Origin of the sequence: Sunxiuqinia indica (assembly GCF_009847015.1) — a bacterium.
Taxonomy (GTDB): domain Bacteria; phylum Bacteroidota; class Bacteroidia; order Bacteroidales; family Prolixibacteraceae; genus Sunxiuqinia; species Sunxiuqinia indica.
Genome location: NZ_WVEM01000001.1, coordinates 77,608 through 103,191, shown reverse-complemented (window position 1 = coordinate 103,191; position 25,584 = coordinate 77,608). Strand labels below are relative to the sequence as shown.

General features: G+C 41.5%; 23 protein-coding genes. 4 read left to right on the top strand and 19 right to left on the bottom strand.

The features are described from left to right. Positions 1-254 precede the first annotated feature (254 nt). From GR929_RS00410 to GR929_RS00390, 5 genes are all read right to left on the bottom strand, one after another. A complete protein-coding gene (locus tag GR929_RS00410) occupies positions 255-2,879 on the bottom strand; it encodes an alpha/beta hydrolase family protein (RefSeq protein WP_159516940.1) in 2,625 nt (874 codons plus the stop codon). 15 nt (positions 2,880-2,894) lie between these two features. Then, the gene (locus tag GR929_RS00405; RefSeq protein ID WP_159516939.1) at positions 2,895-4,913 is read right to left on the bottom strand and encodes a TlpA family protein disulfide reductase; all 2,019 of its coding nucleotides are present in this window, start codon (positions 4,911-4,913) and stop codon (positions 2,895-2,897) included. A 67-nt stretch (positions 4,914-4,980) separates the two neighbouring features. Then, positions 4,981-6,333, bottom strand: coding sequence for a RagB/SusD family nutrient uptake outer membrane protein (locus tag GR929_RS00400; RefSeq protein ID WP_159516938.1), 1,353 nt, complete (start codon positions 6,331-6,333; stop codon positions 4,981-4,983). 25 nt (positions 6,334-6,358) lie between these two features. After that, a complete protein-coding gene (locus GR929_RS00395; RefSeq protein WP_159516937.1) occupies positions 6,359-9,886 on the bottom strand; it encodes a SusC/RagA family TonB-linked outer membrane protein in 3,528 nt (1,175 codons plus the stop codon). A gap of 119 nt (positions 9,887-10,005) precedes the next feature. Next, positions 10,006-11,151: a FecR family protein gene (locus GR929_RS00390; protein ID WP_159516936.1), complete on the bottom strand. Its 1,146-nt coding sequence runs from the start codon at positions 11,149-11,151 to the stop codon at positions 10,006-10,008. 127 nt (positions 11,152-11,278) lie between these two features. Here GR929_RS00390 and GR929_RS00385 point away from each other — a divergent pair, with 127 nt between their 5' ends. Continuing rightward, positions 11,279-11,860: an RNA polymerase sigma-70 factor gene (locus GR929_RS00385; RefSeq protein WP_159516935.1), complete on the top strand. Its 582-nt coding sequence runs from the start codon at positions 11,279-11,281 to the stop codon at positions 11,858-11,860. Here the strand turns inward: GR929_RS00385 and GR929_RS00380 are convergent, their stop codons facing one another. Both GR929_RS00380 and GR929_RS21735 read right to left on the bottom strand, forming a co-directional pair. Continuing rightward, the gene (locus tag GR929_RS00380) at positions 11,861-12,130 is read right to left on the bottom strand and encodes a hypothetical protein (RefSeq protein ID WP_159516934.1); all 270 of its coding nucleotides are present in this window, start codon (positions 12,128-12,130) and stop codon (positions 11,861-11,863) included. A gap of 3 nt (positions 12,131-12,133) precedes the next feature. Beyond that, entirely contained in the window at positions 12,134-12,676 is a 543-nt protein-coding gene (locus GR929_RS21735; RefSeq protein WP_201300860.1) for an ATP-binding protein, read from the bottom strand. Positions 12,677-12,689: 13 nt separating this feature from the next. Here GR929_RS21735 and GR929_RS21835 point away from each other — a divergent pair, with 13 nt between their 5' ends. After that, the gene (locus GR929_RS21835; protein WP_235933991.1) at positions 12,690-12,839 is read left to right on the top strand and encodes a hypothetical protein; all 150 of its coding nucleotides are present in this window, start codon (positions 12,690-12,692) and stop codon (positions 12,837-12,839) included. Positions 12,840-13,791: 952 nt separating this feature from the next. Here the strand turns inward: GR929_RS21835 and GR929_RS00370 are convergent. The 5 genes from GR929_RS00370 to GR929_RS00355 form a co-directional block, all read right to left on the bottom strand. Beyond that, positions 13,792-14,370 carry a phage integrase SAM-like domain-containing protein gene (locus GR929_RS00370; protein ID WP_159516933.1) on the bottom strand — a complete coding sequence of 193 codons (579 nt, stop codon included), beginning with the start codon at positions 14,368-14,370 and terminating at the stop codon, positions 13,792-13,794. Positions 14,371-15,062: 692 nt separating this feature from the next. Next, positions 15,063-15,389: a DUF6527 family protein gene (locus tag GR929_RS22105; RefSeq protein ID WP_394366228.1), complete on the bottom strand. Its 327-nt coding sequence runs from the start codon at positions 15,387-15,389 to the stop codon at positions 15,063-15,065. A 52-nt stretch (positions 15,390-15,441) separates the two neighbouring features. Then, positions 15,442-16,632, bottom strand: a complete 1,191-nt coding sequence (locus GR929_RS00365) for a ThiF family adenylyltransferase (protein WP_159516932.1) — start codon at positions 16,630-16,632, stop codon at positions 15,442-15,444. After that, a complete protein-coding gene (locus GR929_RS00360; protein ID WP_159516931.1) occupies positions 16,607-16,879 on the bottom strand; it encodes a multiubiquitin domain-containing protein in 273 nt (90 codons plus the stop codon). The genes GR929_RS00365 and GR929_RS00360 overlap by 26 nt, the downstream gene beginning before the upstream one ends. 23 nt (positions 16,880-16,902) lie before the next feature. Continuing rightward, positions 16,903-17,133, bottom strand: a complete 231-nt coding sequence (locus tag GR929_RS00355) for a DUF2188 domain-containing protein (RefSeq protein ID WP_159516930.1) — start codon at positions 17,131-17,133, stop codon at positions 16,903-16,905. Positions 17,134-17,381: 248 nt separating this feature from the next. On the opposite strand from GR929_RS00355, the gene GR929_RS00350 reads away from it, so the two are divergent. Both GR929_RS00350 and GR929_RS00345 read left to right on the top strand, forming a co-directional pair. Beyond that, positions 17,382-18,446: a helix-turn-helix domain-containing protein gene (locus tag GR929_RS00350; RefSeq protein WP_159516929.1), complete on the top strand. Its 1,065-nt coding sequence runs from the start codon at positions 17,382-17,384 to the stop codon at positions 18,444-18,446. A gap of 33 nt (positions 18,447-18,479) precedes the next feature. Continuing rightward, positions 18,480-18,992, top strand: a complete 513-nt coding sequence (locus tag GR929_RS00345) for a hypothetical protein (RefSeq protein ID WP_159516928.1) — start codon at positions 18,480-18,482, stop codon at positions 18,990-18,992. A 341-nt stretch (positions 18,993-19,333) separates the two neighbouring features. On the opposite strand, the gene GR929_RS00340 is transcribed toward GR929_RS00345, so the two are convergent. From GR929_RS00340 to GR929_RS00310, 7 genes are all read right to left on the bottom strand, one after another. Beyond that, the gene (locus GR929_RS00340; protein ID WP_159516927.1) at positions 19,334-19,696 is read right to left on the bottom strand and encodes a hypothetical protein; all 363 of its coding nucleotides are present in this window, start codon (positions 19,694-19,696) and stop codon (positions 19,334-19,336) included. Positions 19,697-20,110: 414 nt separating this feature from the next. Beyond that, entirely contained in the window at positions 20,111-20,797 is a 687-nt protein-coding gene (locus GR929_RS00335) for an N-6 DNA methylase (protein ID WP_159516926.1), read from the bottom strand. Positions 20,798-20,852: 55 nt separating this feature from the next. Continuing rightward, the gene (locus tag GR929_RS00330; protein ID WP_201300859.1) at positions 20,853-21,194 is read right to left on the bottom strand and encodes a zincin-like metallopeptidase domain-containing protein; all 342 of its coding nucleotides are present in this window, start codon (positions 21,192-21,194) and stop codon (positions 20,853-20,855) included. A 107-nt stretch (positions 21,195-21,301) separates the two neighbouring features. After that, complete coding sequence (locus GR929_RS00325) at positions 21,302-22,345, bottom strand: tyrosine-type recombinase/integrase (RefSeq protein WP_159516925.1); 1,044 nt, start codon at positions 22,343-22,345, stop codon at positions 21,302-21,304. After that, entirely contained in the window at positions 22,329-23,642 is a 1,314-nt protein-coding gene (locus GR929_RS00320) for a tyrosine-type recombinase/integrase (RefSeq protein ID WP_159516924.1), read from the bottom strand. Before GR929_RS00320 ends, GR929_RS00325 begins: the two co-directional genes overlap by 17 nt. Beyond that, a complete protein-coding gene (locus GR929_RS00315) occupies positions 23,639-24,661 on the bottom strand; it encodes a tyrosine-type recombinase/integrase (protein ID WP_159516923.1) in 1,023 nt (340 codons plus the stop codon). Before GR929_RS00315 ends, GR929_RS00320 begins: the two co-directional genes overlap by 4 nt. A 342-nt stretch (positions 24,662-25,003) precedes the next feature. Continuing rightward, positions 25,004-25,576, bottom strand: coding sequence for an ArdC-like ssDNA-binding domain-containing protein (locus GR929_RS00310; protein WP_159516922.1), 573 nt, complete (start codon positions 25,574-25,576; stop codon positions 25,004-25,006). Positions 25,577-25,584 lie beyond the last annotated feature (8 nt).

Below are 25,584 nucleotides of genomic sequence, written 5' to 3'. Positions count from 1 at the left end.
TGCATACCATTCTCCAACTCTCCGGCAACAACATGCTCGTTAAGCGGGATGGTAGTTTTGAACTGAGCAAAACATTGAGTAGCTGCCGCACAAAGGAGTACGAAAAATATCATACTTAATTTCAATCTCATAATCAGGAATCTAATTTTACAGGATCAGGTGAACTGACCGGATAAAAGAATAGTTTTCAATTCCGGCGGCCTCAAAGAGACCACCGGAACATTTCTGAATAATTATTAGGGGAAAATAGAGACTTAATTCATCCAATCTGGACGGGAGCCTTCTTTTAGATAGTAGTCAAAAAACGACTGCAAACGATGCGTCCAATCAACGCGCGCAGCCATTTTATAAAGGTCGTGAGCTTGCCCTTTGTAGTTGATAAGCCAGGCCGGTTTGCCCAACCGGCGAAGTGACAGGAATAGACCAAGCCCTTCGTAAAACGGAACAGTGCTATCGTCGTCGCAGTGGAAAATCAACATGGGCGTTTCAATATTTTTCACTTGGAAGATGGTCGAATTCTTTAGGTAATCATCCATATCGTCAAACATCGACTCCCCCATACGCATTTGGCCCGATTCGTACATAAACATCGTTGCCAGCCCGTTGCTGCGCAGTGCGGTGTAGTTTGAAGTAAGATTGGCAACCACCGAAGCAGGTACCGAGCAGGTGAACATGTTTGTTTGCGTGGTGATAAAAGCCGTTTGGTAACCACCAAAACTATGTCCGTGAATGGCCATGTGCTTCGGATCGGCAATGCCGCGTTCAATCAACGTCTTCGCACCACTAATGACAATATCAGCTGCGCTCTCTCCGGTGTGCCCAATCTTGAAGTGCATGTCGGGCTTAAAGATTACATAGCCTTGACTCGTATAAGTTGGGATGTTGAGCGAGCTTTCGGAATAAGTTGGATACAAGAAATTGAAGCGTTCGCCGGTAGCATTCTCATAGAGGTAGACAATGGTCGGATACGACTTCAACGGGTCGTAATCATCCGGAACGAAAAGTAAGCCTTGGTTATGCTCGCCATCGGCACTCTCCCACTTCACCACCTGCGTTTTTCCAAAGGCCAGCTCATCCTGGTGCGGGTTTACCCTCGAAATGCGTGTCGTCTTCCCGTTTTTCAAATTCGTCCACCACAAGTCAGGACTTTGTCCGTAGCTTTCTTTGGTCCACAACACTACCGACTGATCATCAGCCGATTCAACGATATGTGCTTTGTATTCACCTTCCAGAACCGGGCTCACTTTCCCATTCACCAGTTGATACACACCTTCCGACATTGTTTCTTCATTGAAACTACGAAGCAAAACCATTCCGTCTGTCTTAATCCAAGCCGAAAAGTTATTCGGGAAACGCAGTTGAATCTTATTTTTCCGGCCAAATCCGTTTGTGAGCGAACGAGGCGCTTTTTCAGCCTTCACATCCAAAGCCCATAAATCGTAGCGATCGTAAATGACCAATGTTTGGGCATCGTCCATCCAACCAGCAATTCCGTAGGCAGGAATCGACAAAGGCACGTCATTATCTTCTTTGTATACTGGAACGCTTAATTGATCGCATAAGTCGACGAAAACAGGCTCCTTGCCGGATAGATCTATTTTCTCCCAGACTTTCGCGCGTCTGTTAAAAATGACAGCCATTTTGCCGTTCGGACTCCAGATCGGCAAGTCGGTTGTTTCTTTCCGCAAGAGCGTCCTTTCGCCGGTCTTCAAATCAACTAAATACAAATCATAGATATCTTCAAAGTTCCAGTCCTGCGCAACCGCATACGGATTTGAATCAGTAACAAACACATAGCAGCAATCGCCCGTCTCGGGTTTCAGTACGCGCTCTCCCGAATTTTGGGTTAATTGCGTAAAGCGATTTTCATCAATCAGGTAGACAAAATCAGGCGCGGTTGGTCGCTGGTTGCCACCTCTGAGTTTCTGCTGGCGACGCGCCATGGTTCCTTCGTCCCATTTCCAGATGTCAACGCCCGATTCATCTACCACCGGCGGACTTGGACGAAAAGGAACATCACTCTTCAGGTACGGAAAAATAACGGCTGATCCGTTCGTGTTGTAGTTCGAACGCTCCATGGAGTAACCGTCCATCGGGGCCGGAACGTTGTTGTAGTTGATGCGCAAACGCGGCTCGGCACCCGAAAGTGAAAATTCATACAGTTGCTGCGCCTGGTAGTTTTGATCGCTAATCAGAAATGTACCTTGCAGTGTTACCGCATCGAAACTGAACTGGCTCAGCGTTCCTTTTGCTGCTTTAAACAGAATCGATGGTTTTCCTCCCAAGCTTTGCTCCGCTACCAGACAAGTTATGTCTTCAATATCTTTTGAATAAACGATACCGGTGTTATCACGAAATAACTGATAGCTCTGCAGGTTTTCATACCATAGGCTATCCTGTTTGTCGACATCATAAAGAACCAAGCGACGTCCATTGTAGCCCTCACGCCCGGGAACATAGGAATAGACAATTTTTGAAGATGCTGAGCTATCCTGGAAATATTCAGGCCGGCTCCATTCCCGCTCGTCTCCCGTTTTCAGATTACGCATGACGGTCACCGATTTTTGATCGACCGTTCGATCGTAACGTGCCCACTTCCCATGGTCGAAAAAACGGAACTGACTTGCTCCGGGTAAACGGGTTTCCTTGCCTGTTTGGGTATCTAACAGGATAACCGGCGTGCCTTCGGCCGGCGTTTCATTGCTTTCCAGGTACCTGTAGGAATAAGCTACCCAACGACCATCTTCCGAGAGCTTCGACTCCCGGAGCATGGTCCAGTTTTTATAAGCCTCATCGTTGATCGGCCGGCGCTGTGCATGCACCGAACCAAACCCGACCAAAAGGGATAAAAGCCCTGTGTAAATTAATTTCTTCTGCATATCTGTTGCCTCCAATTAATTTTCTGCTTTCAGTAGATCAATCACGGTTTTCAACTCATCGTAAAGTTTGCTGGGGCTTCCCAAGTAGCCTTCGGCTGTGTAGCGAATATAGCCGTCCTTCAAAATCACTTTGCGCGGAATACCGCTTGAATTAAAGATTGTAGAAAAGGTGAAGAACACCTTATTTAATTTACCATTGCGATCATTGGGTTCATCAAATAACTGTTGAAACTTGAAGCCATTTTCTTTCAGGTAGGCTTCTGATTTCTCTTTAAAATCAGGCGTTACTTCGAGTGTCGACATGAAATAGAAATCAACATGGTTGTCGTTGGCATATTCGTTAACTGCCAATTGCATACCTGGGAACGCCTTTTTACAAGGTGTACACCAGGTCGCCCAAAAATCGATGACTACAATTTTATCCTTAAAATCTTTCGAGTTCACGTGGATGCCGTTCGGCCCGCTCAATTCAAAGGCTTCGTAAGGAATTTTCACTAGGCTATTCTTCAGCTCTTCCACAAAGGCTTTTTGCGCTTTAGTATCCTTCAGCGACGCGATATAAGCATTGTAGTCTCCGTTGGAGTTTCTTTTCAAGTAAAGCATCTTTAGCGTTTCATCCATTTCCGGCGACACTGCATTCACGCGAACGGTATTCTCTAAAAAGTGGCTCAATTCGGCCTCGGTTCCCACTTGTTGCAGCACGTGCACATAGGCATCGTTCAGTGACGTGTTGGTATATTTGTTGGCCGAAGAGATCTTGGCTAAATAAGCCGGAGCCAGTTCGTACTTTTCTAAATCATTCAGAATCTCGATCTGACGTCCCAACTTTTTGTCAAGCAAATCGCGGGTGTGGTTTTCCAATACCCAGGGTGTTGCGCTGAAAGCCTGTGCGTACGAATTGTCATTCAATTTAGCTTCAAGTTCATTAAGCATGGCTGTAGAAGCCTGGTAAATTTGAGGCAGCGATTTCAACTTCATTTTGTAACTGCGATCCACAGTCCAGTGCCAGGTATCGATGATGGTGCTGAAATTCATATCGGGCAACAACGCCAAAAGCTTATCGGTTTCGTCGCTCTCGAAATAGGCTGTTGCCAACGCTTGGTATACTTTATCGTACATATAGCCTTGCTGGCCTGCTCCCCAATCTACTTTCCAATCAGCAAATGGAAATTTTGCAAGAAAGTCTTCCAGCTTGGCCTGTTGATCTGCTCCCGGGTTCATGTACGCGTCAGCATAAGCATTGAAGCGCGCGTCCTGTCCATTCGGGAATTTTTCAGCAATCAACTGATCCATAGCGTCAGCCCTTACAGTATCCTTCAATTCAAAACGATAGCAGTTTCTGATTTGCATATAGTTTTCTTCCAAAGGTTCTGCTGTTTCTGATAAAAACTGGTCAATGATCGAATTTGCGATAGCTGGGTATTTGTCACCGGTACATTCTTTGGCCACAGCCAGGAAAATATCTAAAAATTTGGGCAGTTCTTCGCTGTGATCCTGCACTTCTTTTTTTGTCCAGAACTCAAGCGCATCGTTCGAAATGGTGAACTCCTTGAAATAACCGTAGGGAGCTTTTCCTAAAGCCGGCATACGGAATATACCCCATGCCAAATTACCTCCGGCAACAACAGATCCGTTTTTTAGAACAGTAGTCACAAAGCCTCGATCATTATTGTTATCAGCTATCGGGTCTCCTCCTTCCACAACATGCAAAAATTTAAGCGCCACAAATCCACAATTTTCCGGCATCTGAAAGTCGATATTAAAAACACCATTTTTCAAAGTCGGATGCAGACATTGCATTTTCCAATCGTAGTCCTGAAACAGGTACACGATGGCGTAAATATCATCATAAGTTTCCAGCGGTCCTCCCTGCGGACTATAAATCAGGTGGAGTGTAGCACCAGCCTCCGGCGATTCCAATCCACTTAAACGAGTCGCCCTGGTTTCCTGAGCATTAGCATTCGTAATAGAACAAATAAGACATACGAACACAATCAAATTTAGCGTAAAGCTGAATGAAAATTTTCTAGACATGTTTCATGATTTAAGGAACAGCCCCCTATCACATGAGGATAGGAGCTGTTAAGATGTGGACTGTGGATTATTCTCCCAATTCGGGATTTTTCTGAATAAGATCTTCAAAAATCGGATAAACGTAAGCTTCGGAGTGTGGCTCCAAAGTGAAAGTCTCACCTCTGTAGGCGCGTGTGTAATTTTGGCGACGACCTTCTTCAAGGTTGAAACGTTTTTGATCGAACCAACGGAAACCACGTCCCATCAATTCAATACGGCGTTCTGTCAACACGTAATCCAAAGCACTCTCGCCGGCAGCTAGCGAAATTTCATAGTCGGAGCCGGAGGTAAAACGTTTTTCGCGCAGGCTGTTGATGGTCGCAATTGCACCCTCATCGTTGCCGGTGCGTGCCTGGCTTTCCGCTTTAATCAGCATCACTTCCGGAACAGTTGGACCTACGTTCAAACCATTGGTGTAGCTGTAATACTGAATGGCATACGCACGGCTGTCGTGACTGGGCGAGAAAGAGTAGCCCGGTGCGGTGTAAACGCTGTAACGTAAATCGTCCGGGCCAAGCAAGCTCAATACATCGCTGCTCAGCGGCGTGCCAATGAATGAATAAGTTGCTTTTTTACTCAACAGCACTTCCTCGTTTTGCAACAAAACCGGGTAGGCCCAAGGGTTCGACGCATACAAGTTCAGGTCATTCAGTCTGCTATTCAGGTCGAGTGACGCCTGTGCATCCGTCAACGCCTGCTCGTACTCGCCCATGTACAGGTCGGCACGAGCCAACAATGCATAAGCTGCGGCTTTGGAGGGCAATACGTTGAATTGAGCTTCATCAGGTAAGTACTCCAATGCCTCAGTCAAATCAATCAAAATTTGCTTGTAAACATTTTCTACTGAAGCACGATTCAACTTAGCAAACAAATTGGAGGTCAAAAGCAAAGGAACCGACTTATCGGTAGTGGCAGTTGCCGGGTTGTAGTGTGGTGCATACATGTTCACCAAACACAGGTACGAGTATGCACGATGCACTTTGGCTTCAGCCAGAATTTCCTTCTTTTTCATTTCTGTTCCGTCTTTACTATCCATTACACCGTCCGACACCACGTTAGCATAGTAGATTGTTTTGTATAAGTTATTCCAGTCAGAATCTTGATTTCCTTCAACATAGAAAAAATCCTGCCATGTATAAACTCGCCCAACAAGGTCGGAAACCGATCCCGCGTAAGTTTCGGAAAAAGCAGCATCGTCGCAGCTCACCATCGGGTAGCTCCAGCCATATTCCATATTCGAGTAGCCGTTCATTAACGACCGATAGTCTTCCGTGTAAATCAGCTCCCGGTTGTTTCCAACCGGATCAATGTCTACATAATCCCTGCATCCAGCAAGCAATACGATCAAAAGGATAAAGTATGTGAATATTCTTTTTTTCATGTGTTTTTACTTTGATAAATTCAGCTTAAAAGTTTGCACTCAAACGAATCGTATAGTTACGAGCTGGCGTTAACGTACTATAATTTGTTGTTGACAAATACTGAGGGTCGTAACCTTCTTTATTTTTACGCCACAGAATTCCCAGGTTGCGTGCATAGAACGACAACGACAGCGATTTCACCACCGATTTCTTCAGCCATTCAATAGGAACCTGATACGCCAGGGAAACCTGTTGTAAACGAATATGATCAGCCGGCAGTACATTAATATCGGCATAGTTATAGCGCGAAATACTGTAGTAATTAACACTTGCCAATCCGGGAACGTTTGTATTGGCTTCGTCGCCGGCTTCTCTCCATCGGCTGGCAATATCAATATCTTTTCCTGGCTTACCGTAGAACGTACCTGCCCAAGTAGGATAATTGCTCAAGAATGGTTTTCGAAAAACATGCCCCATGTAATAAGTAATTTGTGCGCTTAATTCAAAGCCTTTCCAGCTCACAGTATTGAAAAAGCCTCCAAAATAGGGCGCTGTGGTAGTTCCCATATACTTTAGGATAGAAGGCTCCAATTCGGTACTATTAACATCACTACCAATAACTTCTTCCTTGTTTCCATGAATAAGAGATTGACCGTTACTATCCAGGCCGGCCCATCGATAAGCGTATAAGCTTGTCAAGGCATTGCCTTTCATTGGTTCACTTCTGAAATAATCATTCAGTGTTTTCAATTCGTAATTGGCATGAGTTACCTCGTTGGTATTATAGGAAAGATTGAAACTACTGGTCCATTTCACATCCTTATTCAGAATCAGTGCTGAAATATCAAAATCGACACCATGCCCCTCCAACGTTCCGGCATTATATCTCAAATGAGTAAAACCATAAGTTCCGTTAAAAGGCATGGGAGCAAGGATATCGTCCGATTTCTTCCAATAATATTCAAGCGATCCACGAACCCGATCCTTCAGGAAACCATAATCCAGCCCAAAGTTCCAAGTCTTTGTCGTTTCCCATTTCAAGTTCGAATTTGCAGGAAAACTGAGGTATGCCACTGGCAGATCGGTATAATCATCGGATGATAAGTTAATTATCGCATTGTTATTTCCTAAGCCGCCCGTCGGCGTACTTCCGCCCTTGCCATAGGTCACGCGAGCATCCAACTTGCTCAGAAATCCCGGCGCGTTGAAGAACGGTTCGTCCAAAATTTTCCAGCGCATACCTCCCGACCACAGAGGAATTGCCCGATCGCGACGACTCGCTCCTAACATGTTATAATCGTCAAAGCGGATACTTCCCGACAGAAAATAACGATTGTATAACGAATAGGTACCGCTCCCAACGTAAGATAAGTAACGGTTTTTGTATTTCAAGTAAGAATTATTTTCGCTACCGATGAATGTGCTCCATCCGTAAACAGTAGTGTAGTACTCCATCGGATTTACCGTTTGTCCGGTGTTGGTATCTTCATTATAACCATAGAAAGTGTGGCTATAAAAAGAACGCTGTTCTTGTCTGATCTCTGCACTCGCCAACATGTTCAACCGGTGAATCCCATTAAACTCTTTATTAAAGGCGAGCTGACCACGCAGGTTATAATTTTCGTTTGTCATGTTTCCCAAGATTACTTTCGCTCCAATAGGAATTCCGTACACCAAATCACCACTAGAACTGTCAACTGAAGTTGCCACATTGAACACACTGCGGGTTTCATAACTATTTAACTCGTTTGTTGTATTCTGTTCCTGACTTAATTTGTAATACATCCCCGATACACTCGCGTTCAACCAGCTAGTAATGTCTGAGCTAATTTCTGCATTCAGACGAATAGCGTTCGATTTTTGAATAACGCTGGAGTAATTCAGTTCATCCAGGTAGTTATATGTCCAGTCGAGATACCCCTGATCTTCAAAGCCCTGAATAACTTCGGGACGGAACGCCAAATAGTTATCGATGCTGTTTCCCTTCTCGTCAACAATCATATCGTACGGACGAAGCCCCGAAATAGAAACAATTGACAATGCTTCCTGCACCGTATTATTGATGGTATAAGTTGATCCCATGTAGTTGATCCCGGTCGTCAGCTTAATCACGTCATCAAATAAACTCATGGTGTTACTGGCTGTCACATTATAGCTTTGACCCTCGTTTGCTTTCATCACCGCTTTATCGTCGTTATAGTTTCCGGAAATGAAATAGCTGCTTTTCGGACTTCCGCCGCTGATCGACAGGTTGTATTGCTGGCTCATCGCATTGCGTAGCAGGTAGTCTTTAATTTGTTGCTTGTTATCGCGCGTTGCCATTTCGACAAGTGCGCCATCGCGCTCAGCCTCTGTTGCCGTTCCACGCTGTAGCCGAAACATCCATTCCTGTGCTTCGCTTAAGTTTTTTGCGGTCCAGTCATTGACATTATCCTGCAAATAGCCAAGATCAAACATTTCCTGCTCAAAATCGATGTATTGAGCACTGTTCATTTGTTTCAGCTTTTCCAGGTAAGGTTTATCACTTACCGTAATAGCCGTGCTGAAATTAACTTTTGGCTCAGCACTCGCCTGTCCTTTCTTGGTCGTAATTACAATCACACCATTGGCTGCTCTCGATCCCCAAATTGAAGAGGCTGCCGCATCTTTCAAAATGGTGATATTTGCAATGTCATCTGGATTCAGGTAGCTCAACTCAGCACCTCCTTGAAAGCGTTTACCTTCGTTGAAACTGTAATCTTCCTGCGGCATCGGGAAACCATCAACCACGATCAATGGCTTTGTTATCGAGTAGCTGTTTGTTCCGCGAACGGTGATCTGGTTGTTGGCCACATCAAAGTTTACCCCGGCAACGCGACCTTCCAGGCGTTCCATCATATTTATGGTTGGAACTGATTCAATTTCGCGTGGTGAAATCGTTTCATACGAACCTGTCGCCCGTTCTTTCGGGATTTCCTGGTAACCGGAAGAAACAACCTGTACTTCATTCAGACTATTGATGTTCTCCTCCATCGAAACAGAATAGAAAGTCTCGCCTGTAACCGGCAGCTCTTGTGTTTTGTAGCCGATAAAACTAAAAACCAAGGTGTAGCCTTCGGCAGCTTTCATGGTGAAGTCGCCATTCGCATCGGTTGCAGCTCCAATGTTGGTACCTTTCAGCCAAATGGTCAAGCCGGGGAGAGCTTCCCCTTTGGCGTTCGTCACATGACCGGCAACCGGTTTCAACTTGATTTTCGTTGTTTTTTGCTCTTGCGCTCCATCTTCCAGACTAACTTTCTTTTTCAGAAGAACTTGCTTCTTTTGAACAATATACTCAATCGGCAGTCCTTTCAATACCTGATTCAATACATCTTGGATGGTGCCGTCCGTCACATCAACAGAAACAGACTGTTTCGGATCCAGCAAATCTTTCTCGAAGAAGAACTTGTAGCCGGTTTCCTTCTTGATCATTGTCAGGGCTTCGCGGATCGGGGTATCGACAAGCTTGATGTAAATCGCTCCCTGTGCAAAGGCAGCTGCTGCAAAGAAGCAATGAAATGCAAAAATGAGCAGCAGTGTTTTGTAAATTTTCATAATTTTGAAGTGAATTTAAAATGGTTTTACATGTTTTGATGTTAAAGCCTTTGGAGGGAAGTGTTCGCGCATTTCCCTTTTTTGCTTTTGGGGTTGAATTTTGGGTTCTACATAGGCAATTATTTTCTGATGGTTATTACATTATTTTGTTTGGTATAATTGAAATAGCCAGTAGCCGAGAATGCGCTCAACACATCTTCAATTGTCTCTGTTTCAATATCGAAATCGCCATTAAACCGAACCGAATCAAGTTCGGGCAGCTCATTCTGAATTTGTACGCCGTAGCTGCGCTCTATTTTCTTCCGAACTTCAGCAAAAGGCTCATCAATAAACAGTAGCTTGTTCTGAATCCAGGCCATCTCGTTATCCATATTAGCTGCTGCAACTTCCAGCTTTTGATCGTCCTTTGCCCAGCTTGCAGCTTCCCCCGGAGCTAGAATGGCTTTTATATCGGGCATTGCTGTCAGCGAAACTTCCACCTTACCTTCAGCCAGGGTCGTCTTAATTGTTGCATCATCAGCGTAAGCGCGAACATCGAAATGGGTTCCCAAAACGCGAACATCCAACTCGCTGTTGGCATGCACCACAAAAGGATGCAACGAATCCTTGACAACCTCGAAATAAGCTTCACCACTTAAAAACACCTCACGACTATTTTGGCGGTGAATATTAACAGGGTAACGCAAATGGCTACCTGAGTTTACAAAAACCAGCGTTCCATCGGACAAACGAATATGGTAGCGCTTGCCGGCCGGAACCTCAAGTTCATTGAAAGCAATTACTTCTGTCTCCCCGTCCACCGATTCCTGGTAAGTCAAAGTGTTATTCTGCACTTCAATGACTTGCTTACCTCTTTGTTCGCTGAACGTCTCCTGTGAATCTTCGCTGATGGTTTTCATTGTACCGTCACTCAATGTCAAGACGATTTCGTCTTCATAAATTTCAGAACGTTTTGGCGTTAGCTGTAGAACAGCATAGCCACACAACAACACGAACACAACAGCAGCAGCATATTTCTTCCAGCCACTGTAAATGCTTCGAACCCTTTCTTCGTGGAACAAGCCCGATTGCTCAACCCGGTGGAGCTTCGCGTCGCGACTTTCCTGCAAACGCCATTGGTCAACCAGAAACTCCTGCTTTACCTGTGCCTGAAACTCTAGTCTAAACTGCTCGTCCTCCTGAAGTTTTCGGGATAGCTCCTCGAGCTCGCTGTCATTTAATTCGTTACGCAAATGTTTTTGTATCAAATTATCTTCAGTTTCCATATTTTTCTGGTTAATGTGTTATAGAGACGGGGTTTTATTTGACAACCCTTAAAAGTTGATCGTTTTTTTTTACTTCTTTTGTGAAAAAAGTAATTTCGTTGTGATTAGATTTTAACAAGAGTGCTGAATGGAAGAGGGAAATGACAACCAAAAGGAGTATAAAATGAATCGTACTTTTTTTACGGAAATGTACGTGGCTCATTATACCGCGCTGGTTGCCTACCTCTTGCAATTCACAAAAGATCAAACTGAAGCAGAAGACCTGGCGCAGGCCAGTTTCACGACGATCTGGGATAAGCGCGAAAAATTAAAGATCTCGACTTCTTTTAAAAGTTACCTTTTTAGTGTCGGTTACAACTTATTTGTCGATTCGGTACGCACCCGGCAAAAACACGAGATTTTTGTAGAGCAAGTGAAAAAAGAAGGTTTGGACGAGCTGGCTGCCGAACCGGATGATTCACTTGCGATGAAGCTAAAATTGCTGGAGAATGCCATTGAAGAACTGCCAGACAAATGCCGAGAGATTTTTTTAATGCACAAGAAACAGCAAATTCCATATAAACAGATTGCTGAGCAACTCGACATCTCTTTAAAAACAGTGGAGGCACAAATGCGAATCGCGATGATCAAATTGCGGGGGCAATTCAAGCAGGTTAATATCAATTTATTTTGTCTTATAAATTCAGATTTCGAGGTCAGACATAAATAATCAACATTTATTTGTAATTAAATCTGGGTTAATCTGAAGAAAAACAGGGATTATATTGCTATCCAGTGGTGGAAGTTCTATGCCTTCCCGCTCGGAAAGTTCTTTTTCCCACTCCTGATTAATGTGGCTTGTTATATTGGAAAGATAGGAGCTGTATCTTCTGCGATTTTGTTTATTCTCTTGAGTTCTACTATTTAGGTTACCTCCCCCAAAAAAACGGGGTTTACCAATAACTTTTTGAACGAACTTTAAATGAGGAAATTGTTCCATGGGTTATTTGTTTATGGCTTCGTTCTCCTCCAATGCCATATCCAAATCAGTTATTGAAATCTCTCTATTGGAATTGATCACCGCTTTCTTAGCAGCATCATTCGCAATTTTAACGACAATAGCATAAGACATCCCAGCCATTTTTTCTGAGTAGTGCTCTAAATTAATGGATTGATTTAGCTTAAGGGCGGAAAAAGATATTTTTAGAAGCTCAATTATTTCGTTATTGGTTGGTTTTGGAAGCTTAGCTTTCAGGCATTGTATGATCCTTTCGGAATCATATTTGAACCGGAAGCTTTCCAGCTCAAACAGGACCTGGTAAAATAAAAGGCGACTATAGGCTTCTGGTTTAATTTTTTTGAAAAAGCGGATTTCGGACTGCCTGTCGGGAAAGCCTTCACTGATTACCATCCTTCTTAATTCAGTCAGGGAAACCTGGCATCTCTTTATAGCCATCTTGGCCGTGTTCAGCAGACGATCAGAAGTCGTCGCAATTTGGTGCAAATCATCTTCTAACTCAATGATAACATGGGAATACTGTTCCATACTAAAAAAAACGATGAATCAAATTAAACGGGAAAAAGAATCCAATCATTTACAACAAAATGATTGGATGAAAAGGAGTATCAACCAACTGGCTGGTTGGATGGTCGTAGCATCAAATCCAAATGTCTTTGTTCAAAGTTCAGGTCTTATTTATTGGGGGTGATCATTGGCACGAAAAACAATAAAAGGACAATTTCAATCACTAGGGACTTCAGAATGATAAGAATTTTAAATCAAAAGATCCGGTGAACGTTTGTTAGACTTCAATACCACATCTTGATACGATATTAAGATGATTTTAAGAAATAGACTTCTTATATGGATTAAAATCACAAGATGCTGTGGTTTTAATATTTAACACAGAACCGCAATGTCCGGTCTGCCGCATAGGAAAGCTGGTGACCATCCGGCGATTTAACTCACGCGGGCCAACACCGGTTGGTTCAGCCATCCTAAGCCTTATGAAAAAACTGGTAAAAATGCCCTGAAAAGGGACTGGCGGAGCTTTGCCCTTTAGCCAAATAAAAACCGAAAACCGGCTTCATGAATACAAAGCGGGAACGTAAATCCTTCGCTGAATCAGGAAAATACAGGAGCTGGCATCCTCCAGAAATAAAAAACCCGACCATCGTGGTCAGGCAAAATAGATTATTCCCGATCGGAAAACCCATAATACTTGTTTCGGCTATTAATCCCGGTTTACGTCAACACCGCGTTCAAGCTCTGCGCTGCGCGCGGCTCGAACGATTAATTATTGGCGGTAGTTTTTTATTTTTAATATATCGTATTATCTCTCAATTGTATTTCTTTCTCATATCCAAAACTTAATGTCCTATTTATCTTGTATTTCAGATTGAAAGAACTTAGGTCTATTTCTTTAAAAATCTGTTTTATCATTTTTTTACATTTCCGAATTTCTCTTTTGTCTTCAAAATAGAAGTCAAGTCCGTTTGATATTTTTGGTTTATCGTATTCTGATACTTTAACTTTTTCCAATTTGCCATTTACATTAAAAATCAATTGATAATCTTCAAAGCAATCTATTTCGCTAAATTGGATTTTCTGTTTAGCAATCTCCGATTTCAAATAATTGTCAATAGTATCTTTTATTGATTTTAAAAATTCTCTTTGTGGTTTACTTTTCTGGAACGCTGATGATTAGGCCTTAACCGAAGTTCAGCTTTCAGGTAAAGATCGAATGAGCTCAGAAAGTTGTAATCGACCGCCGTCAAAGCCAGGTCAGTTCTACCAAATTTGGATTTGAAGAATCCGGCAAGTCGTTTCCTGGATGTTTTGTAATGTTTTAATGTTCCCTCTGAATAATCATTCCCGATCCTTGAGTCGATACTTTTGATAATTCCGTCCAGCACTTCCAAAACTCCTTTATTGTTACTTATACCAAGCAACTTAGTTTTTACATTTATGACAGAGAATGGCTCTCCCTGTGATTCCAGCTGGTTGTATACATCTTGTATCCGTGTATCAACTTTCACCAATCGGTTGTTTAGAACTTTAGCTTCTTCCGTTCTTCTGTTTACCCTCTGCTTTTGGTCATCCCAATATTCAGGAATAACAAAAACGCCAGTAGATAATTCAAAGCGTTGATGATTCATGGTGCACCGGACATAGACCGGGCATTTCCCGTTAGCACGGGATTTCGATCTCTTTAAAGAAAAATTGACAATTAGTCTCATTGCTCAACTCATTTTTCAGGTTAAAAAATGGTCTCGCTTCCATACTTAAAGTTAGCCACACGGGGTCATAATTACAAGTACCAAAACGAAACCCAATAGCCCAAAACGAATTGATCGTCAGAAAATTACATCGACTACCGAGACCTATTGAAGGTTTTTAAAGAATAGGTCTCGATATAGTCTCGTTTACTTTGCGATTTCATGCATATTTTGGTGTCTTCCGCAAAATAAAAAAGCGCTTAACCATTCAATTTAAGCGCTTTTACTATTCTTTGTTGTCTTGAAGAGTGACTCAGCTGGGGTTTGAACCTCTCTTTGCTTCCAGCTGATTATCAATATTTTCCGGAGCGCTTATCTTGATAGGTCTCGATATAGTCTCGATTGATAATCAATACATTACAATGCAAATATAGACAAATTTCATTAAACTATCAATACCGGTTCTTTGAGAATCATTATCTTTTGTTACATTCTCGCAGATTCCCTTTCCTAATTCTGCTGCCAATCCAATTCCAACAACAATCTTTCCTGCAGTACTAATATCTCCCTTCAGGCTCACTTGGTCAATTTGGCTACACAGTTGTATGATTTGTCTTTATACTCCCGCTTTTTATTTTTACATATCGAAAATCAAAAGACATAGCTGGATCCAAAGACTAAAAAATGAAAGAAAAGAGTGATTGGCTATCTATTCAGACAAAACATGACAAACTCAGTATCTTGTATATCCAATTTCTAAAATTTCTCTTTCTTCGTTTCTTGAAATATTGTTTTTTATCACGCAGTTCCTTCTTCTTGACCATATCAATTTCAAAATCATTCCACCTACTCGCATAACGAACCTTATTATTTACTATCCAATAGTGTGACTTACAGTCATAATTCCAATTCCCTATAGATGGTGTCAACGTAACACCATATCCGTCGTAGGACAGTTGCCAATCAGCAGGCGATAATGGAGTGAAAACCAAATTTCCACAGCCACAAGGACACTTGTGCCCAGCAGTTTTATACTTCATACTAATGTACAATATCCCTTCTTCCAGTTCTCTTGGAATATATTCAACAAATTCAGGATGCAAAGTAGTCATTGATTATTTTATTTGTTTCGATATGATAAAGCGAGTGATGCTCCTTTCGTAAATCCATATAAAAACCAACATATCTCTTCCATTTAATTACTGCAAATGCAGCATTTAAGCAGTTTAATTCAGCAATCTGAATATTGGAATTATATTCATTTTCATCCACCTCCTCCTTCCCAATTATTTCGCTTAGATGTTCATTATTTTCAACGTCCCCAGACGTAACTCTAATTGTCCCCAACAATCCTCCACTTCTTCTTATTACACATAAACCGACATCTGAGAAAGCCATATTCATCTTCACCAGCTCATCAACAATCATATAACGAACATCAGCTTCATCCACACACAAAAAGACATAATCAAGGTCATTAAGCTCCCCGATATTCTCCTTTGTTATTCGATAAGGATGTACTTTTATTCCAAGATGCATTCTCGAATAAACAGAATCATAATAATCAACTTTCTTTAACCTATCAAGATAAAGGATTTGTTCATCAGTCAAAGTTCCCGGAGACCTAAAGGTATTGTGCAACTGTAGCTCATCATCGTCATAAATATGAATTTCCTTTACTCGTGTTTTAGACACTAAATCTAAAATATATGACCCAGTGCCACCGACCCCAATAATACCAATCTTCAAATTGCGAAATTTCAAATTCTCATAATCGATGTTTGCTCTTGCAGAATTTGTATCTGGATATTTGAAAACATCACTCCCACTTAAAAGCGCCTCCCGTTCCCCAGCCTTCTCTGTTACATCAGGATTTATCAGTTTCGCATACGACGACAACAAATGTGCGTAAGCAGATATTTTTTCGTAAAAATCCAAATAATGCCCTCCTATTGGTTTATAGGAAAAATAATATCGTGCTTCAAAATCAGAAGTAACTAATGCAGTTCCCCTGTCGTTTATAATTGACGTTAGTTTATTTCCATTTTCATCACATGGGGCATCCCCAATGAAATGCGCAGTATGATTATTAGGCCTACCACCTATAACGCCAGGCCGTATAAAAGACAAAACTGTCACTATCGTCCCATACTTAACTTGCTTTTCAGAATTAACGTATGGGATTTCATGAACAAGAAGATAAGAGCCTCTTACTTCTATAAAGAAGCCCTCATCTTCAAGCTTTTTCAAGTCAGCACTAAGACTTATATCCGCCTGTTGCATGGAATATCATTTTATTTTTAATGTAAACCGATTGTCCTGCTTTAAGTATTCCTTCCCTGTTGTCTTTTGGGCCATCCTCGTAGCTGACGGAATAAGTTTTAGATGGGTCATAACTCCCATAACGAAATGTAATTACTTGCGCAAAAGAAATTTTCTCTTCTCCCCATTCATAAAGAGTTCCTTCAATCAGAATCTTTTTTGTGTCCTTGCCATGATTTTCATGGTCTTTCTTGTTTAAATTTTCCATTTTCTAATATGTTTAAATGTTAATTAATTCTTTGTGTCTCTCGGAGGACATGGGTCATTACCATATGAGTCCTTATCCCGAATGCGGCCATCTTTACGATGTATTACAACTTCTGATTGCTGGTTTTTGGCAATCTCTCTCGCTATTCCAATAGCCTCTTTCTGCGTTGACACCAACCTTGTTGCTTTTTCATTACCGGCTCCCTTTACCGCCCAGTCTTTACCTTGGGGAACAACGTGCTGATTCTTTTTCATGATGATTAATTTTTAACTGTTATTTCTTCGCACAAAAGTTACAAATAACATACCAAAATATATTTTTGTCAACCACATTTTGTCAACCATTACAATTTCAAATAAAATAAGACACAATGTCATATTTAACAAACAAGTATTGTCATGAAAAATTGTCATATCCCTAATGATATCCACATATATCAAAGCTCACATATTGACATTGTCAACTAATTTTTGTAACTTTGCGCCATAAAATAAAATCAACAATGGAAACAAAAGCTCTCTTTGCTGAACGCATCAAATCAGCACGTTTGATGAATGGATTTTCGTTGCAGGATTTAGCAGACGCCATGGACAATAAGCTGTCTCGTCAAGCACTTCATCGCTATGAAAAAGGGGAAGTAATTCCTGATGCAGAGAAAATCCACTGGCTAAGTAAAGCCCTCAACGTTAGCTCAGATTATTTTTTTAGGTCCACCAAGATAGAATTAACCGATGTCGAATATCGGAAGCTAAACAAAATGCCTAAAAAGGAAGCGGCTATAATCAATGAAAAGACAAAAGAATACCTATCGAGGTATTTAGAATTAGAAGAAATCATTGGAGTCCAGAACAAATTTGAGAATCCATTTGAAAATTCGGATACAATAGTTGATTACAAGCAAGTAAATGACGCAGCCGACATGTTAAGAGATAAATGGTCTCTGGGCAGAGGACCACTATTTAACATCGTTGAATTGCTTGAAGACAAAAATATCAAAGTTGTAAAACTGGACGTTGATGAAGACTTTGATGGACTACAAACTTTTGTAAATGATACAATCCCTGTCGTTGCATTCAATATCAGAAAAGCAAATAAACCAGACAGAATACGTTTTACATTACTTCATGAGTTAGCTCATCTCTTATTAAAGTTTGGAAATATAACAGAAAGAGAAAAAGAAACTTTGTGCCACCAATTCGCAGGATCAATGTTATTGCCAGAAGAAACAATCAAAGCTGAATTAGGTGAACATCGGAACAAACTGTCAACCCTGGAATTAGGAAACATCAAAAAACAATATGGAATTTCAATGCAGGCCATAGTTATGAGAGCTAAAGTATGTGGAATAATCAATGAGCATTATACCAAACAATTTTTCTTTTTTATGAGACAGATGAATTGGAGAATAGACGAGCCAGTAGAATATAAGGGTGTAGAAGAGAGTAACCGTTTTGAACAACTCTTATTTAGAGCGTTAATTGAGGACCAGATTTCAATGTCCAAGGCAGCCTCCCTCTCCAATAAACCTTTAGCAGAATTTAAAAAAGAGCATCGGACCATGATATAATTTTCAAAAATTGTTAATCCTTTTTACCTCTTTATGAAAACCAAGATTGCCGTAACCGATGCTTGTATCTTTATTGACCTTTATGACTTAGGTCTTGCATCAATGTTTTTTAATCTTGATGTAGAAATACATACAACTTCATCAGTTTATTTTGATTTAAAAGAGGAACATCGACAAGTACTTAATGCATATCAATCAGTAAAAAAGCTAATCGTTCATAACCTTGCAGAGAACGATTTCATTGTAATTCACTCAGAACCATATCCCAACTCATTGTCAGAAACAGATAAATCAGTCATATATATTGCAAATAATCTTAATGCATCTGTATTAAGCAGCAATAAGGTGGTTATAGATTGTGCGATAAACAAAGCAATAAAAATCCACGGGATGATATGGATTTTTGACAACCTCGTGTACAGTAAAACGCTGTCTCGTCACGAAGCTAGCATAAAACTAAAACAGCTGGTTACCATGAATTTTGTTTTCCAGAACAACCAAACATTAAAGGACGAAATTAAAAGGCGTTTTAATCTTTGGGAATAAATTAACAGTCTTATCCAATGCAACATGATGCCCCTAATAGCACCTAATTGATAGAAATTCCCTTGTGGTTGAAATAATTTGTGATACCTGTCTACAATTTCATCATTCTTAACAACAACAATTCCAACAGCGCAGCCAAAGTAACTTTTCCCCTCTGCCGTTTCAAAATCAATAGCTACAAAGTCTGTCAAACAAGTTCAATCTATAGAATGGAGTTTCTTCCCCAAGAACCCTTTCACATAAATTGAACTATAATTTATCAAATTTTCAGCATAACCATTCAGAATCATTTCAAATAAGTCAAACGACCAAAAAAATGGGGAGGCAATGCCTCCCCATTTTCAGAACTTGATCTGTTCTTCAACCTCTTTGACTTTTTCATCCAAGGTTGATTTGATTTCCTCCATCACGGCTGAAACAACCGGGGTATTGGAAGTCTTGAACTCTTTACCGGAAGCGTCGCGTAGGAAAATTGTTGCCCCCATACCGTCAGCACCCAACGAAAAGGTCTGAAGGTTCCTGCGGGTTTCCGTCAGCTTCCTCCACTTTTCGATGAGCATACTCAAATCTTCCACTTTCTGGATGCGTTTTTCCAAGGAAGGAACTTCTGTGGTTGCCTTCTCTTCTTTTTTCACAACTTCCAAAGAAGTTTTGTTTTGTTGTTCCTTACTTTCAGCATTGATTTTTTTAGCTGTATTATTCATAGTAATTTGCCGTTGCCCTACGGTCTTATTTTGGCATCTGGCACGCCGGTTAAAATTTCGGCGTAATCGGTCATTGAGCTATCACGGATTCTTGTCAAGGGTGAACGTCTGGTTTTTGCCGGGACAAAAAACTGACCGAACACGGAGTGCGGCAAAGCGTTGGGGTCAATAGGCGGGGCCGCCCTTGACTTTTCCGTGAAGCGATCAATAACTTTGCGGGAATTTTAAATGGAGTGGTTTTACCTAATCAAAAAACAGGATTTCTTTATTTAGATGCTGCTCTTTGTACTTCAAGTACTAATATCGGGATATTTTTAAAGAGCCACTAACTTCGAATTTTTATCAAAATACAGATATTTCAATATCGAAACGAACAAAAAAGGGGCATTGCCCCTAGAATTCAAACAACAATTGCTAGGATACTCCTGCTTTTGCCACCTGTTTATCAATGATTTCCTGCTTCTTCTCAGGTAGTTTCAAAATCATATAACTTTCGGTTTCTGATATTTCCCTGATGTATGGGACACCATGTTCTGGGTGAAGTTCGATTCTCCAACCTGCATAGAATTTATTCATCAGTGTGTCCATCCAGCAGACTTCACCCAGAAGCCCGTTCAGACATAGGTTGATCAGGCACATCATGGCACACGTCAGGTCAATATCTGCCCCAAAGAACAGTGAATCCCGACTGATTTTTGCTGCTGCCAACAACATCCTTCCCGAGCCACAGCAACAATCTGCCACACGCTCGCCAAACCCGGCCGGGTTCGAAATCCTGGCCATTATATCGCATACCGGTTCTGGGGTAAAGAACTGTCCGTTGTGCCCGAAACTCAAGTACTCCATGTAAAAGTCACCGAAGCAATCTTTCAACCCTTTTCCGTCGTTATCCATTTCCAGCACCAAAGCGCCAAAAGCTTCGGACAACAGGTAAGCATCCTCCTTTTCGTAGTTCCGTACAATCTCAAGGTAACGGTCTTCTTTTGCACCTAACGACAAGGCACAGACCACCATTTCAAGAAAATCTTCAAACACTGAATACACACCGTACTTATGGCCGATTTGTAGAATATATTGGGGAAAACTCTTTAACTGGTTCATAATATTTGATTTTAATTGTTCAACTATGTTTTTTCTGAAATAAAAAAGGCGAAGGCTAAACTGCCTCCGCCAATTGTCCGGCCTGGCTCGCGTTTGCAGGCCGGTTCGGGCTGGATTGGTGCTCCAGGATATAGTCCACGGCTTTTTGTGCCTGGGAAGAAGCTGTCAGCAACATCTTTTTATCTTCCTTAAACTTCCCGATCCAGCTTTTGATGTATGCGGCGCTGTTATCAATTGTGGTATTCTGGATACCGGTGATATGGCACAAGTATGCAGCACCTAATTCCGCTACCAATTCCTCCTGGCTGTAGTCCTGTGAGCCGAACTTGTGGTCTGGGAGTTTTTCATGCCTGCCTGTCCTGTTGATGTGGCCGGTAGCATGGACACTTTTATCCAAAATTTTGGATAAATGTGTTTATCCCAACTAAATTATTATCCCAATATCGCGATTTAGATAATTGAATACAAAACACTTATATGCAAAAAAGTTGGGATAATAAATTCTTACTTCAGTCCTAAAAAATCTACAAGTGAGTCCGTCTTTTTGACGCTTTTCCACTTTTTGGCCATCTTTTTGGCAAGGTCATCTTCTATGGCCTCCAGGGCCTTTGCTTTTTGTTCTGTAGATACGCCAACATATCCCATTGTGGTGTTTATATCTTCATGGCCTAACAATTTTTGTATCATGACGATATTCAAACCATCTTCTAACCAATGGGTTGCGCGTGCATGTCTCAGGCTGTGGGAATGCAGGTTCTTTGGGAGATCTGCACATTTTTTATTTGCTATTGATGCATATAGTTTCAGTCTTTTATCAATAGCCTCCTGCGTAAGTTTCTTTTTCCCTCCTCCATAATGAGAGAAAAACAAAAAATCCGTAGGGCTAGGTGTAGGGCCGTGAAAGGCTTTTATATAAGCCTTTATAATTTTTGCTACTTCGGGCAGGATAAATATGGTCCTACGTTTTGTACCCTTGCCCCAAACGGTAATACAATCTTTGCTTTTCCCATCAAGATGCAGGGAAGATATTGTTAATGAAAGTATTTCATCTATCCTGGTTGCTGTGTTGTAAATAAGGTTAAACAGTGCAAAATCGCGTTTCCCGATAGATGTATTGAGGTTAGGGGCCGCAAACAAAGCCTTCATCGCATCTTTGGTGATTTCATCCATGCCTTTCTTCGGGCTTCTCATTGCCTTTATTTCATATGCTTCAGCTTCGATTTGTACAAACATTATATTTCTTCGGCTCAGGTATTTAAGAAAATTTCTCAGGCACACCAATCGGTGATTACAGGTTGAGTTGCTGCTATGGCGCTTGTCTTTTAGCCATATCATCCAGGATTGTATGTATGAGCTTGAAAAACAACCCGATGACAGGTTGTTGGGTTTGACAGATTTCTCGTCTTCCAGGAACCGGACGTATAAAGTCAACGCTTCCCGGTAGGCTTTTAGCGTATTGGTACTATTCGCCCTTACTTCAGGCAAGTATGAGCTAAGCCAATCATGCATGGCTGCGGCTATTATTAAGGGTTCAGATTGTGTTTTCATCAGAAAGATAGTTTGTTAAATCAGGTAATAACTTGTGATATTCCTCGGCAGTCAGCGTTTCCAATTGTTCTGCAAACAACGGTACCAGCTGATAATAGTAGCAAGTACTTCTAATTTCACGATGCCCCATACTGCGGCTTAAGTATAACAGCTTGTCAAACCATTCGGGGCCGGTGTACTTCCAGCTATTGATATTCCTGACAGCATAGTGACTGCGGAAGTCATAGCATCTTGCATGGTCATTGGAGACCAGACGCCACATACGGACAAAATTGTATGACTCCCACATCCTGTTGTATGGCTCATCATATTCATTTGGGAAAAAGTAATTACGATCAGGCATCAGTGCCGACATCGCTTCATCATATCGGATCAATAGATCCCACATCGTTCGGTGCAGTGCTATACGATGTTGGTCTAAACCTTTTGACTGATCGATATTGATAACGCCATTCTTTAGGTCAACATCACTACATCTCAACAATCTGACTTCCACAGTACGCATTCCCGTACTATAAAGTAACCGGAAGAAAACAGGGATTTCTATCTTCCTGATCCCAGACACTTTATCACTCAGATATTTAGCATCCACAAAGGAGTCCGTTATTTTGAAGAATGCCTGTAATTGCTGAGGACTAAAAGGATAGGGTGTGTATTGCTTCTTTGACCAGGGCAAGAATTCCGGCAATCGTACGTTTATCCAGCCACGGCCATTTGCATACCTTAAAAAGGTTCGTATCGGTGATATCCGCTTATTGTGGGATTCTGACGATTCAGTAATACGTTTATCACACCACTGGTTAATGATTTTTTCAGTTAGGGTCGTTGCTTCCGGGTGATATGTTGCGCAGTAATCATTGAAAAAAAAGAGGCACTCTAGAGTACTGTTCCCCATTGCATTAGATGCTTTCTTATAGATAATATACCTGTTTAATAGATCGGACACTACTGACGGAGGCAATTCTTTGTCTAGTACAGAAACACGAACAACTCTTTTGCTTAACAAGGATGTCGGGGGTTTGAGAGCTGTCAAATTGTGTTTATTCGTATACTTCAGAAATGAACGAATGACTGCAATGCGTGAGTTACGTGACGTTGCCGTTTCCGTTTCCCGTTTGGCACACCACCTGGTCACCATTTCATTACTTAACTCTTTAGCATGCGGATAATATTTATGACAGAAGCTATTGAATGAACTCAAATATGCAGATGACGCTATTCCAATACCGCTATCTGCCTTTCTGTATGATATATACTTATCCAACAAACCGGATACTACAGAAGAACACTTTTTCATGGTAACACCTCCCTCCCCAATGGAAACATTTCAATACTTAAACTGCATTCTCTTAAATGTTTCAGGTCTGCATCAATATATGGGTTGATTGATTCAGGAGAAAGGTGTCCAAGTATATCACTAATGACCCGCACCTGTGCTCCATTCTCTAATAATTTAGACGCGATGTAATGACGAAAGAGCCTAATTCCCCGCTCGCCACCATTAGCCCTAATATCTAGCTTCGCTAAGAAACGAGTCGCAATACATCCAACGCTTCTGATTTCAAGCATTTTGTCTGGGCAATGGGCGTTTACAAATAAATTGCTGATTGTTCCGTTGTTAATCCGTTCATGTTTAATGTAATCGAATATAGCATTGCCTACAACCGCACGCAAAGGCAAGGTCAGGGGAGCTCCTGTTTTTGATTGGGTTAGTGTTATTTGGTCTCTACGCCAATCGATATCAGAGACGCACATGCTGGCAATATCACTACCGCGCATACCGGTGTACATAGCTACCGATATAATGGCTTTGTCCCGTAGGGTGATCTTTTCGCTATCATCATCTGTCAGGCAACTCTTTATCTTTGCAATCTCAGTGTCTTCTAAAAACTGAAAATTCTTTCTTCTCGCTTTAATTTCCGGCAATGAACCAATAATACGGTTGCATTCTTCCCATGACTCAAAGCCCTTGTTCGCCTTAAGCACGGCTTTTATATTGTCTCTGTAAGATCTTGATCTTATCAGGCCTTTTCCGTCGTAAAAGAATGATAGTATATGAGTTTCTGTTATCTCGGACAATTCATTGGCCCCCCGTTTCTGCATGGCAAACAGAAATGAAGAGCAATTAACTGCCTCTGCATGAATTGTCGTCGGACGCTTTTCTGTTTTTGACGCAGCTAATTTGTAGTTGTCTACAACAGTTTTGAAATTATCGTTGAGTTGCGTGTACCCACATTTACGATAAAGAGTAGGACGAAATAGAATCTTATTCGGATAATGCCCAAATTCGTCATACCCTTGAATTGCACGTGTCATAATCCGACTAAATTTCAAAGAACTTTTACCTGAATACAATCCTTCCTTCGATATGCAGTTCCTGTAAAATTCCGCGTAGGTCTGAAAACGGTTCTCGTTCTCAAAGAGAAGATTAAGGGTTTTTGTGATGCCCCTAATGTACTGGGTGCTGTAACCATGCTGAATCAGGTAATTCAGCAACATCGGGTGGGATTTTCTTAATTGTGCTATGTTCATATTTCTAACAACTGACTTTAGTGACAGTTGCTAATAATATAAGGAATGAATTGAATTATTATCCGAACTTTCCGCGCTGAAAATATGTGTATATAAGAGCTTTATAGGAAAAGTTGGGATAATAAATTAGTTGGGATAAACGCTTTCATGGTACAAGACGGAGTAAAATTGTTCGTCCTTGAAAAAAGTCCTTGGGTTTGGCATCCCGATAAAATCCCTTGAAGGCGAATAGAAGGCGTGGGATTGATCAAGTTTGATCTCTGGACAATCAGACCAGTACTCGATCAACTGTTCGGCCTGGCCGATGGGGTCAAAATCGTGATCGTGGGCTTCCGTGGACGGGATTTTGCTTTCATCAATCCCTTCGGTCTGTTTCAGGTTGAAAACGGTATAGTACCTGAGGAACGGTACCTGCTCAAGGCTACCATCTTTTTCTTCCTTTTCAAGGATTTTCCAGAAAACTACGGGAAAGCCTTTTTCGCCTTTCTGGACATGCCCACCCAGCTCCTTGACCTGTTTGAAGGTCAGGAAGAACGGCGAACCGTATTGATCGATCACGGTAAGCAATAACCAGAAGTTAAAACCACGGTAGGTTTTCCTGTAGACCATGTTTTGAGGTAGACCAGTTTCAGCTTTCCAGGGCATCTGCCACGGGACAACCCCTTTTTCAAGGCGCTCGATAATCAGGTTGGTAACCATTTCATAAA

Coding starts and splice junctions, on each gene's coding strand:
- GR929_RS00410 (WP_159516940.1), bottom strand. CDS start 2,879: ATGCAGAAGAAATTAATTTACACAGGGCTTTTATCCCTTTTGGTCGGG.
- GR929_RS00390 (WP_159516936.1), bottom strand. CDS start 11,151: ATGGAAACTGAAGATAATTTGATACAAAAACATTTGCGTAACGAATTA.
- GR929_RS00325 (WP_159516925.1), bottom strand. CDS start 22,345: ATGAAAACACAATCTGAACCCTTAATAATAGCCGCAGCCATGCATGAT.
- GR929_RS00355 (WP_159516930.1), bottom strand. CDS start 17,133: ATGAAAAAGAATCAGCACGTTGTTCCCCAAGGTAAAGACTGGGCGGTA.
- GR929_RS21835 (WP_235933991.1), top strand. CDS start 12,690: ATGAATCAAATTAAACGGGAAAAAGAATCCAATCATTTACAACAAAAT.
- GR929_RS00405 (WP_159516939.1), bottom strand. CDS start 4,913: ATGTCTAGAAAATTTTCATTCAGCTTTACGCTAAATTTGATTGTGTTC.
- GR929_RS21735 (WP_201300860.1), bottom strand. CDS start 12,676: ATGGAACAGTATTCCCATGTTATCATTGAGTTAGAAGATGATTTGCAC.
- GR929_RS00360 (WP_159516931.1), bottom strand. CDS start 16,879: ATGGAAAATTTAAACAAGAAAGACCATGAAAATCATGGCAAGGACACA.
- GR929_RS00400 (WP_159516938.1), bottom strand. CDS start 6,333: ATGAAAAAAAGAATATTCACATACTTTATCCTTTTGATCGTATTGCTT.
- GR929_RS00310 (WP_159516922.1), bottom strand. CDS start 25,576: ATGGTTACCAACCTGATTATCGAGCGCCTTGAAAAAGGGGTTGTCCCG.
- GR929_RS00365 (WP_159516932.1), bottom strand. CDS start 16,632: ATGCAACAGGCGGATATAAGTCTTAGTGCTGACTTGAAAAAGCTTGAA.
- GR929_RS00345 (WP_159516928.1), top strand. CDS start 18,480: ATGAAAACCAAGATTGCCGTAACCGATGCTTGTATCTTTATTGACCTT.
- GR929_RS00395 (WP_159516937.1), bottom strand. CDS start 9,886: ATGAAAATTTACAAAACACTGCTGCTCATTTTTGCATTTCATTGCTTC.
- GR929_RS00320 (WP_159516924.1), bottom strand. CDS start 23,642: ATGAAAAAGTGTTCTTCTGTAGTATCCGGTTTGTTGGATAAGTATATA.
- GR929_RS22105 (WP_394366228.1), bottom strand. CDS start 15,389: ATGAAGTATAAAACTGCTGGGCACAAGTGTCCTTGTGGCTGTGGAAAT.
- GR929_RS00340 (WP_159516927.1), bottom strand. CDS start 19,696: ATGAATAATACAGCTAAAAAAATCAATGCTGAAAGTAAGGAACAACAA.
- GR929_RS00370 (WP_159516933.1), bottom strand. CDS start 14,370: ATGAGACTAATTGTCAATTTTTCTTTAAAGAGATCGAAATCCCGTGCT.
- GR929_RS00380 (WP_159516934.1), bottom strand. CDS start 12,130: ATGGAACAATTTCCTCATTTAAAGTTCGTTCAAAAAGTTATTGGTAAA.
- GR929_RS00350 (WP_159516929.1), top strand. CDS start 17,382: ATGGAAACAAAAGCTCTCTTTGCTGAACGCATCAAATCAGCACGTTTG.
- GR929_RS00335 (WP_159516926.1), bottom strand. CDS start 20,797: ATGAACCAGTTAAAGAGTTTTCCCCAATATATTCTACAAATCGGCCAT.
- GR929_RS00315 (WP_159516923.1), bottom strand. CDS start 24,661: ATGACACGTGCAATTCAAGGGTATGACGAATTTGGGCATTATCCGAAT.
- GR929_RS00385 (WP_159516935.1), top strand. CDS start 11,279: ATGGAAGAGGGAAATGACAACCAAAAGGAGTATAAAATGAATCGTACT.